The 12,106-nt window shown below is 72.2% G+C and carries 9 protein-coding genes; 2 read left to right on the top strand and 7 right to left on the bottom strand.

All coding sequences use genetic code 11. From position 1 onward, the window contains the following. Positions 1–134: 134 nt before the first annotated feature. The 7 genes from ACFW1I_RS10620 to ACFW1I_RS10650 all read right to left on the bottom strand — a co-directional run bounded on the left by ACFW1I_RS10620 (position 135) and on the right by ACFW1I_RS10650 (position 9,385). Entirely contained in the window at positions 135–971 is an 837-nt protein-coding gene (locus tag ACFW1I_RS10620) for a type 1 glutamine amidotransferase domain-containing protein (RefSeq protein WP_384668487.1), read from the bottom strand. 52 nt (positions 972–1,023) lie between these two features. Then, on the bottom strand, positions 1,024–1,332 hold the full coding sequence (locus ACFW1I_RS10625; RefSeq protein ID WP_384668490.1) for a muconolactone Delta-isomerase family protein: 309 nt from the start codon (positions 1,330–1,332) through the stop codon (positions 1,024–1,026). Between the two features lie 71 nt (positions 1,333–1,403). Beyond that, positions 1,404–2,852 carry an ankyrin repeat domain-containing protein gene (locus ACFW1I_RS10630; RefSeq protein ID WP_384668493.1) on the bottom strand — a complete coding sequence of 483 codons (1,449 nt, stop codon included), beginning with the start codon at positions 2,850–2,852 and terminating at the stop codon, positions 1,404–1,406. 27 nt (positions 2,853–2,879) lie between these two features. Then, the gene (locus ACFW1I_RS10635) at positions 2,880–5,036 is read right to left on the bottom strand and encodes an AGE family epimerase/isomerase (protein ID WP_384668495.1); all 2,157 of its coding nucleotides are present in this window, start codon (positions 5,034–5,036) and stop codon (positions 2,880–2,882) included. Further along, positions 5,033–7,162, bottom strand: coding sequence for a glycogen debranching protein GlgX (gene glgX, locus ACFW1I_RS10640; RefSeq protein ID WP_384668498.1), 2,130 nt, complete (start codon positions 7,160–7,162; stop codon positions 5,033–5,035). Before glgX ends, ACFW1I_RS10635 begins: the two co-directional genes overlap by 4 nt. A gap of 85 nt (positions 7,163–7,247) precedes the next feature. After that, entirely contained in the window at positions 7,248–7,943 is a 696-nt protein-coding gene (locus ACFW1I_RS10645; protein WP_384668500.1) for an SDR family oxidoreductase, read from the bottom strand. Positions 7,944–8,044: 101 nt separating this feature from the next. Further along, a complete protein-coding gene (locus ACFW1I_RS10650; RefSeq protein WP_384668502.1) occupies positions 8,045–9,385 on the bottom strand; it encodes a sugar phosphate nucleotidyltransferase in 1,341 nt (446 codons plus the stop codon). Between the two features lie 315 nt (positions 9,386–9,700). Between ACFW1I_RS10650 and ACFW1I_RS10655 the strand changes: the two genes are divergently transcribed. Continuing rightward, on the top strand, positions 9,701–11,173 hold the full coding sequence (locus ACFW1I_RS10655; protein ID WP_384668505.1) for an MFS transporter: 1,473 nt from the start codon (positions 9,701–9,703) through the stop codon (positions 11,171–11,173). A gap of 89 nt (positions 11,174–11,262) precedes the next feature. Then, positions 11,263–11,961 carry an NADPH-dependent F420 reductase gene (locus ACFW1I_RS10660; RefSeq protein WP_384668508.1) on the top strand — a complete coding sequence of 233 codons (699 nt, stop codon included), beginning with the start codon at positions 11,263–11,265 and terminating at the stop codon, positions 11,959–11,961. Positions 11,962–12,106: the final 145 nt, after the last annotated feature.

Genomic DNA, 12,106 nt, shown 5'->3' on the forward strand with positions numbered 1-12,106 from the left:
GGTCGCGCCCGGCGCCCCGGGGGGGGGTGGGGCGGCGCTCCCCCCCCGTGGCGGGGGGGGGCGGCCCCCCCCCCCGCCCCCCCCGGGCCCGGGCCCGCCCGCGGGGGCGTTCGGGGGGGTGCCCCTGGGTCGGGTCAGGAGGTCGTGAAGCCCCACCGGCGCAGCCCCTGCTCCAGTACCTCGACGACCTTCTGGCCGGTCAGGTAGGAGTCGGGGGTCGACCGGCCCGTGATGAACGGGTAGTCGACGACGACCGAGGTCTCCTTGCCGAAGTTGCCGATGTAGGCGCCGTCGGGGGCGGTGGCGTCGCGCAGGATGTACTCCAGCGGGTACGGCGGGGGGCCGATCACGAAGTCGGTGCCCATGAAGCCGGTGCCGTCCTTGTAGTCGTACTCGATGCAGTGTCCGGTGACGTGCTTGTTCCGGATGATCGAGGCGCGGTCCTCCTGGTCGCGGGCGAAGGCGAGGGCGGCGACGCCGTAGCACTCGGCCGCGATCGGCAGGTCGAGGCGGTGGAAGGCGAGGATCAGGTCGTGGACGCGCCAGTTGTTGGCGAGGTCGACGATCGGGCCGGAGCCGCCGACAATCAGGAGGGCGTCGTAGGTGTCGGAGACCTCCTCGCGGACCTGCTCCAGGCGGGAGTTGTACCGTTCCCACTCGCGCAGCCACTCGGGGCGGCTGCGGTACGGGCGGTCCGGCAGCCAGGCCGACAGGTCGAGCGGGTCGTCGAGCCGGTCGGAGGAGTCCAGGGCGCGGACCTTGGCGGCCATCTCGGGCGAGGTGACGGAGCGGCCGAGCGGCGGGTCGACGTAGTGCGGGTCCATGGACGGCGGCAGGGCCTGGGCTCGCTTGCCGGTGGGCGTCGCGAAGGTGACGCGGTAGCCGGCCTTCTCGAAGGTCTCCAGCGGGCCGACGAGTTCCTCGCCCCAGTAGCCGTACTCGGAGAGCACGATGAGGATGTGCTTGGTCATGGCGTGGTGTGTCCTTCCGGTGACTTCGGGTGCCCCTCCGGTGCGGGAGGGGTCAGACCTGGTAGCGCTTCTTGACGTCCTCGGCGAAGCCGAGGTAGTCGCGCAGCGGCCAGACCTCCTCGAACTCCAGGTACTCCCGCATGGGCAGCCGGCCCAGCGCGGTGCGGTCGAGCTCCTCGGCGTCGGGCGAGTCGATGATGGCGATGACGCGCTTCTGGGCGGCGACCTTCCAGATGCCGACGCAGAAGCCGGAGTCGACGGTCTCGGCCGCGTGCTCGGCCTCCTCCTGCTCGATCTCCCAGAGCTCGTCGAGGGTGATGCGGCCCTCGTGGTTCCACTTCATCTGGACGTAGAACAGCATGCTGACTCCCTTGGTCCGGGGCGGAGTTGGTGTGGTGTGCGGAGTTGGTGCGGTGCGGGGGGCCGTGCGGCTCAGGCGCCGGCGGCGGCGCGGAGCTCGGCGGTGAGGGGGTGGCCGGCGCCGAGGACGTCGGCGGCGATGTCGGCGGGCAGCTTGCCGTCGTGGCCGGTGAGGTCGGTGCGGGCGCCGGCGTCGAGGAGGATGCGGGCGCACTCCTCGTAGCCGTGCCACAGGGCGTCGTGGAGCGGGGTGTAGCCGTTGGTGGCGCCCCGGAAGTCGAGGTCGACGCCGGGGCGGCGGACCAGTTCGGCGGTGATGCCGGCGTGGCCGTTGTAGACCGCCTTGTGGAGCGGTACGGCGCCGAAGCAGGGCTCGACCGCGTCGACGGCGGCGCCCGCGTCGAGCAGCAGCGGCACGATGTCGGCGTGCCCGTCGCGGGCGGCGACGTGCAGCGGGGTGTGGCCGTCGTTGAAGCCGCCGACGTGCGGGAAGACCTCGTCGACCGGGGCGCCGGCGTCGAGGAGTTCCTTGACGCCGGCGGTGTCGCCCTCGGTGACGGCGGCCATCAGGCGCTGCGCCGCGATGGCGGCGGCGTCGCTCTCGCGGCGGCCGGTGAGCAGCTTCTCGGCGGCGAGCAGCAGGTCCTTGCCGCGGGTGTTGACGTTCAGCTCGTAGTCGAAGTGCTCCTGGAGCGAGAAGCCGTAGTGGGTGCGCAGTTCGAGCCCGGCGCCCTGGTCGAGGAGGTAGCCGACGAGGTCGGGGTACTTGTACCAGAGGGCGTCCATCAGGGCGGTGTGCCCGGTGGTGGGGGCGACGGCGTCGACGAAGGCGCCGGCCTCGACGAGCGTCCGGACGACCGGGAGGCTGCCGCCCTGGACGGCCTTGTGCAGGGCGGTCGCCCCGGCCCGGGAGTCGACGGCGAGCGGGTCGGCCCCGGCGTCGAGCAGCAGCCGGACCACGGTCTCGTCGCCGCGGCCCGCGGCGATCATCAGCGGGGTGAGGCCGGTCGCGGGGTCGCGGCGGCCGGGCCCGGCGCCCTCGGCGAGGGTCTCGGCGACGCCGTCGGGGTCGCCGGCGAGGACGGCGGCGAGCAGCCGCTCGTCGCGGTCGGCGGTGAAGGCGGCGATCTCCCCGTTGGGGTCGAAGTACACCTTCCAGTGGGTGATCTGCCCGTCCTCTCCGACGACCAGCCGGTGGGAGTCCTCGATCTCGAACTCCTGGCGGGTGCGGGTGTGGGCGGCCCGGGTGTACACGACGGCGAAGGCGGTGTCGCCCTCGGCGCGCAGGTCGCGGACGCCGTAGTCGAGGACGTCGGTGGTCTCGGCGCGGAGCGCGAAGGCGGCGGCGACGGCGGCCCGGCCGACGTGGTGGCCGAGGTAGGGGATGACGGCGTTGTACCGGTCGGCGGGGAGCTGGAAGTCGATGTCGTCGGCGAGGGTGGCGAGGACGGTCTCGAAGTCGCCGCGGCCGATCGCGTCGAACCAGTCCTGCACCACCTGGTGGGTGCGGCTGCTGTCCATGGTGGAGTTCTCCTTCGGAAGGCGGTGTCAGTCGTGTGCGCCGGCCTCTTCGCCGGCGAGGACGAAGGCGTCGGTGGCGAGCAGGTCCGCGGTGACCTGGGGCAGCGCGCAGCCGACGATGACGAAGTCGGACTCCAGCCCCATCTTGGCGCGCTGGAAGAGGAGTTCGTTGATGGCCGGCCGGCACATCTCGGTCACCTCGCACAGGTGCAGCTCGACCCGCTCGGGGTCGGCGGCGAGCACCTCGGCTACGGTGCGGCGGAACTTCCCGAGCTCGCCGTGGTCGATGGCGCCGCGGAACTCGATGCGGGCGACCCGGCCGTCGAACTCGCTCGACGCGTGGAGCTTCATGTGGGCGGGGGCGATCTCGACCCGCACCTTCAGCGGCCGCTCGCTGCGGGGCAGCCGGACGGTGAGCTCCTTGGCGTCGAAGTCGTGGTGCGGCTCGTCGTCGATCCACACCTGGGCGAGGGTGACGCTGCCCTCGGGCAGCAGGTCGGGGGCCACGCGCAGGAGCCGGTCGGGCAGCGCGTCGGGCTGCGGGCGGAAGTGCAGGGTGAGCGGTTCCTCGGTGAGGAGGAGGCCGGTGTAGACGGCGGAGAGGTAGCAGAGCTCCAGGGCGTGGTAGCCGGCCATGGCGTGGCTGCCCTTGAGCCGTTCGGTGCCGAGCAGGTACGGGATGCCGTCGGCCTGCACGTTGAAGTAGACGCCGCCGTCGTCGTAGTCGAGGAAGAAGGCGTTGTAGAAGGCGGCGGCCTCGCGGGCGAGCCGGCGGTGGTCGGGGTCGCCGGTGGTGCCGGCCATGATCAGGTAGGCGAGGATGGCCTGCTCCTGCTGCCACCACGCCTTGCGGTCGTGCCAGACGAAGCGGTGGCGGCCGGTGACGGGGTCGGCGGTCCGCTCGACGACGTCGTACCAGCCGCCGCGCTGCTGGTCGCTGCCGACCGCGGGCATGGTGCGGGCGATCTCGTCGGCGGTGGCGGTGTAGGCGTCCTTGGCGCGCAGGCTGTTGATCCGGGTGAGGTTCCAGGCGATCTTCAGGTTGTGGCCGACGACGGCCCGGTCCTGCTGCCAGCCCCAGTCCCGGTCGGCGGACCAGTCGGCGTGGAAACGTTCCTGCACGAAGGGGCTCCGCTCGCCGCCCGGGAACCGGGCCACGATGGTGTCGGCGGTCTCCTCCAGGAGCTGGGCGAAGTCCTCCCGGCCGGTCGCCAGATAGGCGTTGATCAGGTACGCGGGGGCGTGGTCGCCGACCGAGTTCCAGTTCTTGCGGGAGCGGTTGCCGCCCAGCGCGTCGGAGCCGGGGTCGAGCGTCACCGGGTCGAGGTGCGAGAAGAAGCCGCCCTCCCGCTCGTCCTGGAAGTACCGGCGGAAGAGGGTGACGGTGCGGTCCACGTCGGCGAGGATCCGCGGGTCGCCGGTGATCCGGTACGTCTGGGTGGGGCCGGCCAGCGCGTAGATCTGCTCGTACATCGGGATGGCGTCGTAGTCGTCGCCGAACTCGGAGGCGAAGACCTTGCGCTGCCCGGTCGGGGTGATGTCGATGCCGTGGTACCAGTAGGCGACGCCGTCCCGGTCGTCGACCACCCGCATGTGCTCGCGCAGGTACTCGGTGCCGGACTCGGCCGCCTGGAGGAAGCGGTCCTCGCCGGTCAGCAGGAACGCGGTGGCGAGCCCGTACACGAGCCGCGAGATGGTGTCGGTCTCCTGGCGCACGTCCCGGCCGGCGAAGTCCGGCAGGTGGGTGCCGCTCAGCGTGAGCTGGGTGCGGAACCTCCGCCAGTCGTAGTCCCCTTCGGGGAACTGGCCGCGCAGATAGAAGTCGGCGATCTCGCGCGCCTGCCGCACCCACCAGCTGGGGTGCTCGAAGACGTACTCGCCGCGGCTCTCCTCGGGGAAGGTCAGCAGCTTGGCCTCGAAGTACTCCTCGGAGCCCTCGCGGTAGAAGATGCCGTACGCGAAGACGAACCGGCCCTCGGCGAGCATGTCCCGGGTGGTCGCGGTGGTGTCCCGGTACGGGTCGCCGAGGTTGCGGACGACCTGCGAGTTCACGTTCTCCGCGAGGTGCACGGTCAGTTCGCGGTCGTCGGACATGCGCAGCCGGAAGCGGTGGTCGGTCGGCGCGTAGGAGGTGACGTAGCCGGCGACCGTGTCGGAGACGGTGCGCTGGACGGGGGTGCTCATCGGGTGCCTCTTTCGTCGGGCAGCGACACGAGTACGACGACGCTGCGACCGTGGGCGTGGTGGACGGGGCCGTCGAGGGGCTCCTCGGTCCCGGCGGGGAGGATGTCCTCGGGGGTGGCCCGTGAGGTGTCGACGGCCCGCGCCCAGCGGCGGCCGGGCAGGTCGGGCAGTCGGAAGTCGAGCCCCAGGTGGTACATGTTGAGGATCACGTGGAGGTCCGGGTCGTCGCCGAAGCCGCCGAGGGTGAAGGCGAGGACCCGGGCCTCGCCGTCCTCCCAGCCGGGCTGCTCCAGTTCGGTGCCGTGCCAGGTGACCTCGGGCACCCCGCGTTCGGTGACCCGGTCGGAGAAGAAGCGCGGCGCGCGCAGAGCCGGGTGGCGGCGGCGGAAGCCGATCATCTCGGTGAAGAAGCGCCGGACGTCGGTCTCCTTGGCGGCCTGGTCCCAGTCCAGCCAGGAGAGCGGATTGTCCTGGCAGTACGCGTTGTTGTTGCCGTCCTGGCCGTTGCGGAACTCGTCGCCGGCCAGCAGCATCGGCACGCCCCGGCTGAGCAGCAGCACGGCCGCCAGGTTCTTGATCTGGCGCACCCGCAGCCGCTCGACCTCGGGGTCGTCGCTGGCGCCCTCCACGCCGCAGTTCCAGCTGAAGTTCTCGTGGGCGCCGTCGGCGCCGGCCTCGCCGTTGGCGTAGTTGTGCTTGTGGTTGTGGCTCACCAGGTCGTTGAGGGTGAAGCCGTCGTGGCAGGTGATGAAGTTGACGCTGTTGGTGGGCAGTTCGCCGCGGTGGCCGAAGAGGTCGTGCGAGCCGCCGATCCGGGAGGCGACCGCGCCGACCATGCCGCCGTCGCCGCGGACGAAGCGCCGGACGTCGTCACGGAAGGGGCCGTTCCACTGCGACCAGCGCTTCCCGGGGAACCGGCCGACCTGGTAGAGGCCGCCGCCGTCCCACGGCTCCGCGATGATCTTCGTCTCGGAGAGCACCCGGGACAGCTCGATCCCCCACAGCACCGGCGGGACGTCCATCTCGTATCCCTCGGCGCCCCGGGTCAGTTCGGAGGCCAGGTCGAAGCGGAAGCCGTCGACGTGGTGCTCGGTGACCCAGTACTCCAGGCACTCGATGATGAACTTGGCGACCGCCGGGTGGTTGGCGTTGACGGCGTTGCCGCAGCCGGTGAAGTCCATGTAGTGGCGCCGGTCCTCGGGCCACAGGTGGTAGTAGGTCTCGTTGCCCTGGCCGCGGAAGCTGATCGTCGGCCCGTGCTCGTTGCCCTCCGAGGTGTGGTTGAAGACCACGTCGAGGATGACCTCGATGCCGGCCCGGTGCATCGCCTTCACCATCTCGCGGAACTCGGTGATGTGGGTGTTCAGATGGGGCGCCGAGCAGTAGCCGGTGTGCGGGGCGAAGAAGCCGAAGGGGTCGTAGCCCCAGTAGTTGTGCAGCCGGCTGCCGTCCGGGCCGATCCGCAGCACCTGCCGCTCGTCGAAGTCGAAGACCGGCAGCAACTCGATGGCGGTGATGCCGAGTTCCTGGAGGTACGGGATCTTCTCGATCAGGCCCGCGAAGGTGCCGGGGCTGTCCACGCCGGCGGTCGGCGAGGCGGTCATGCCCCGCACGTGCGCCTCGTAGATGACGGTCTCGGCCATCGGGGTGCGCAGCGGCTCGTCGCCCTCCCAGTCGTAGCCGGAGAGGTCGACGACCATGCTGCGCATCGCGTGGGCACAGTTGTCCTCGGGGCCGATCGCGTGCACCCGGTCCCAGAGGCTGTTGACGTTGGCCCGGGCGTACGGGTCGAGGAGCACCTTGCGGGGGTTGAACCGGGCCCCGGAGTCCCGGGTGTTGCGCGGTCCGTCCATCCGGTACGCGTAGACCTGCCCGGGGCCGACCCCGGCGACGTGGCAGTGCCAGAAGTGGAAGCTGCGGTGGCGCTCGGGGACGAGGTCGACGACCCGGCTGGGCCGCGGGTCGTCACAGCGGTCGAAGAGCAACAGCTGGACGCTGGTGGCGAGTTCGGAGAAGACGGAGAAGTTCACGCCGTCCGCGTCCGGTGTGGCGCCCAGTGGCTGGGGGCGTCCGGCAGACACGCCGGCGGGGGCGGCAGCTCTGTCGTCGGTGCGGATCGAGGTCATGAAGAGTCCCATCGTGGGGCGGTCGTCGTGCGTCCGCTTGCGGGGGCGGGGCGGCGGCCGGGGGGTGCCGCCGCCCGTAACGGGGTCAGGAGCGCTGGGCCACGGGGGCCCGGTCGAGGCCGTCGAAGAGCTCCGCCCAGTCGGCGGTCTCGGGGCCGGCCTCGTTGAAGATCTCGAAGGTGAGTCCGGTGGCGGCCGGCTGGTACAGCGCCTGGACGACGGCCTCGGCGACGTCGGCGCGGGCCACGCTGCCCTCGCCCCGGTCGCCCTGCTCCAGCCGGATCCGCTGCCCCTTGGGGCGGCTGCCGGTGAGCCAGCCGGGCCGGACCACGGTGTACGGCAGCCCGGAGTCGCGCAGCTCGTCCTCGCCGGCCAGCCGCCAGTCGAGCATCCGGCCCCAGGCGTTGATCGGGTGGTCGTGGCGGGTCACGTAGATCTGGCTGACCAGCACGAAGTGCGGCCGCTCGCCGTGGGCGGTGGCGGCGGCCAGGGCGTTGCGGATGCCCTGGTACATGGTGGACTTGGGGCTCTCCGGGCCGCTGTTGGCGGTGCCGGGCTCGACGCTGTAGACGATCGCCGAGCAGCCGGCCAGCGGCTCGGCGAGGGAGGCGGCGTCGCGGACGTCGCCGGTGTGGAAGACGGCGCCGTCGGGCAGGTTGCGGCGGGCGCGCTGGCCGTTGCGGCCGACCGCCCGCACGGTCTCCCCGCGGTCCAGCAGGCGCTGGACCACGAGGCGGCCGACGCTGCCGGTGCCGCCGATCACGGTGATGGGGCTGTCCATGGTTCCTCCAGGTCGATGCGGACCGGGGCGTCCGGCCGGACGGTGTGGGGCGAGGGGGCGCCGGTCGGCCCGGTGGTGGTGGGGGCGGGCACCGGGACGGTTCAGACCCAGCGCAGGATGTCGTCGGAGCTGGTCAGACAGGTGCCCGCGGGCAGCCCGCTGAGCGCCGGCACCCGCAGCCGCGGGTACACGCTGACCCCGGAGAGCCGGGCGCCCGCCCACAGGTGGGTGCCGTCGCCGATCGCGGAGTAGTCGTCGAGGCGCACGGGGCGCTCGCGCTCGGAGTGGATCTCGACCATGGGGCCGAGGTAGGCGTCGCTGATCCGGGCGTACGGACCGACGACGGCGGCGTCGCCGCAGACGGTCCGGGACAGGTGGGCCCCTTCGTGGAGGTCCACGCCGTCGCCGATGTCGGTGTACTCCAGGTGGACGCCGACCCCTATCTCCACGTGCCGGCCGATCCGCACCCCGTCGCCGATGGTGACGGTGCCGTCCTCGATCTTCTGGGCGAGGGTGGTGCCGCTGGAGGAGTCCTTGGTCTGCAGGCTCGACTCGTGGATCCAGTACCGCGGGGTGGTGGACCGCGGCTCCGCCATGAGCCGGTTCATCTGCGCGTAGTCGCCGTCCAGCACCTCGGCGAGGGTGCGCAGATAGTCCTGTACGTTGCCGAGGTCGCCGAGCCGGCCGATGCGGTGGGCGGCCACCGGGTGGCCCTGCTCGACCAGCCAGGGCAGCAGGTCCCGGCCCCAGTCGAGGCGCCGCTGGGACATCCGCATGAGCTCGGGGTCCCGGGCGGCGAGCCGCAGCCGGCCGCAGTCGACCAGGTACATGCCCGCGTTGGTCTCCACCAGGCCCCCGGTGCGCGCGGCCTCGGGGAAGAGGCCTCGGGCCTCGGCGAGCCCGGGCTTCTCGACGAAGCCGGTGACCTCGCCGTCGCCGCCGGTGGTCATCACGCCGTACTTGTCGGCGACGTCGGCCAGGGTCCGGCCCACGGAGGCGACCGTCACCAGCGCACCGCGCTCGCGGTGCCGGGCCGACATCTCCTCCAGGGAGAAGTCGAAGACGGAGTCGACCGGCAGGACGAGCGCCTGACCGCCGAGGTCCCACTGCTCCAGGTTGTGCAGGGTGGCCGCGCCCGAGCCGACGTTGTACCGGTCGAAGCGCGCCCGGGAGTAGTGGATCTCGACGCCGTGGCGTTCGCCGTGGCCGAGCAGGAGCTTGATCTGGTTGCGGTTCTCCAGGCCCTGGGCGACGACGTAGAACCGCCGGATGCCCTGTTCCCGGCAGGCGTCGACCACCCACTCGATCAGCCGCCGGCCCGCGAACGGGATGAGGGCCTTGCTGCGGATGTAGTCGGCGGACTCGAGAGTGATCGGCTTGGCTCGTTCGCCTCTGCCTCCGGCCAGGATGATCCCGACCGTTCCCCCCTCCTCGTGCTGCATCCCCCGTCTCCTCTCTGCCGGATGTCGTGCAAGCGACGACAGCAAGTCAACTGACCCGGTCAACTCTTGTCAAGTAGGGAGTCAATTCAAATGACCGCTCAGCGGGTGGGGGTTGAGCGAGAGTGGCTTGACTGTGGCCGGAACGCGCGGATCGCGCGGGTGGAGCGAGGCTGCAACATGACAAGCGACTTGACAACCTGAAAGAACTTCAGTTGTCTCGAAGGGTCCATGTTCCGCTTCCGTGTTCCGCACGCGACGCCCTTCCGCGCCCTCCGCGCCCGGAAGGGCGTCGGAAGAGCGAGGAGACCCGTCCCCATGACCGCACTTCCCCCGACAGAGGCCGCCGGCCTCCCCGCCCGCAGGAAGCAGCTCGCGCTGCTCGTCCTGTGCGCGGCCGTCTTCCTCGACGCGCTCGACATCTCCCTGCTCGGCGTGTCGCTGCCGAGCATCAAGACCGCGCTCGGCCTGTCCGACGGCGCCCTGCAGTGGCTGGTCTCCGGCTACACCGTCGGGTACGGAGGCTTCCTGCTGCTCGGCGGCCGCGCCGCGGACCTGTGGGGCCGCCGCCGGACCTTCGTCGTCGCCACCGCCGTCTTCGTCGTCGCGAGCCTCCTCGGCGGTGTCTTCACCGACGAGACGCTGATCGTCGCCACCCGCGTCCTCAAGGGCATCGCGGCGGGCTTCACCGCCCCGGCCGCCATGTCGATCATCACCACCACGTTCCGCGAGGGCAGCGAACGCAACCGCGCCCTCGGCGTGTTCGCCATGACCGGCGCCGGCGGCTACAGCTTCGGCCTGGTCCTCTCCGGCGTCCTCACCGAGATCCACTGGCGCCTGGTGTTCTTCGTGCCCGGCGTCATCGCGATCGCCGTCCTCGCGGCCGCCGCGCTCGTCCCGGCCGACCCGGCGCGCGGCAGCCGCGAGCGGCGCCCCTTCGACTTCGGCGGCGCGCTCACCGTCACCGGCGGCGTGATGCTGCTCGTCTACGGCCTGGTCCAGGCGCCCACCTGGGGCTGGCTCGACGCCACCACCTTCGAGACGCTCGGCGCCGCGGTGCTGCTGCTCGTCCTCTTCGTCGTCATCGAGAGCCGGCACAGCGAGCCCCTGGTGCCGCTCTCCATCTTCCGCAACGCCACCCTGACCAGCGCCAACCTGATCAGCGTCGTCTGGGCCGGCTCCACCATCGGCTGGCAGTTCATCGCCACCCTCTACCTCCAGGAGACGCTGGGCTACGGGGCGCTGGAGACCGCCTTCGCGTTCCTGCCGCTCGGCATCGTGATCGTCGCCGTCGCCAAGTTCGCCTCCGGGCCGCTCGTCGAGCGCTGGGGCATGCGGACGGTCCTCGTGCTCGGCATGTTCGTCCAGGGCGCGGGCGTCCTGCTCTACCTCGCCGTCGGCACCACCGCGAGCTACCCGTGGCTGCTGCTGCCCGGCATCGTCCTGCACGGCATCGGCAACGGCCTGGTCTACCCGACGGTCAACATCGCGGGCGTCAGCGGCGTCGCCGACGAGCGCCAGGGCGTGGCCGCCGGCCTGATCACCGCCTCGTACCAGATCGGCGCGGGCGTCGGTGTCGCCGTCCTGGCCGCCGTGCTCACCGCGACCGCCGACGGCGGCGTCGGGCACTACCGCTGGGCCTTCCTCGTCGCCGGCGGCTTCTCGCTGCTCGGCCTCGTGCTCGGCGCGCTGGGGCTGCGCCCGGCGGCCACGGCCCCCGCGGCCGTCGACGCCCCGGCCGCGGGCCCGGCCGGGCAGTCAGCCCCGGAGAAGGCGTCGGCGGACCGTTGACGCGGCGGCCCGGTGCGCGGCGCGGGCCGGCGCACCGGGTCCCCACCACCCACCACCACCCCCAACGACCCCCGGAAGAAGGGCACTCCGTGCGCATCGCAGTCATCGGCACCGGAATCGTCGGCCGCACCCTCGCCGGCGCCTTCCACGACCTGGGGCACGAGGTCGTCGTCGGCACCCGCGACGTGCGGGCGACCCTCGACCGCGCCGAGCCCGACGGCTACGGCAACCCGCCCTACGCCCACTGGGCGGCGGAGCACCCCGCGATCCGGCTCGCGCCGTTCGCCGAGGCCGCCGCGCCCGCCGACGTGGTGGTCAACGCCTCCCTCGGCTCCGCCTCCCTCGCCGCGCTGACCGCCGCGGCGGGCCCGGACGGCACCGGGCTCGACGGCAGGCTCCTCGTCGACGTGGCCAACCCGCTCGACTTCTCCGCCGGCATGCCGCCCACGCTCGACCCGGTCAACACCGACAGCCTCGCCGAGCAGATCCAGCGCGCCTTCCCGCGCGCCCGGGTCGTCAAGGCGCTCAACACCATGAACTGCTCGGTCATGGTGGACCCGGCCCGCGTCCCCGGCCCGCACACCGCCTTCGTCTGCGGCGACGACGAGACGGCGCGGAAGGAGACCACGGACCTGCTCGGCTCGCTCGGCTGGCCCGCGGAGTCCGTGCTCGACCTGGGCGCGCTCGAAGCGGCGCGCGGCACCGAGCAGATGCTGCCGCTGTGGATCCGGGTCTGGGGCGCCCTCGGCCACTGGAACTTCAACTTCCACGTCCAGCAGACCCGTTGAGGTCACCCACCCCCCGACACGAGAGGACCCCGCACATGCGTCCCCGCACCCTCCGCGGGCGCGGGGGCCCCCCCCCCCCCCCCCGCCCGCCGCCCCGGCGGCCGCCCCCCCCCCCGCGCCGGGGGGTGAAAAAAAAAAACAGCAC

Origin of the sequence: Streptomyces sp. NPDC058955 (assembly GCF_042741435.1) — a bacterium.
GTDB lineage: Bacteria > Actinomycetota > Actinomycetes > Streptomycetales > Streptomycetaceae > Streptomyces.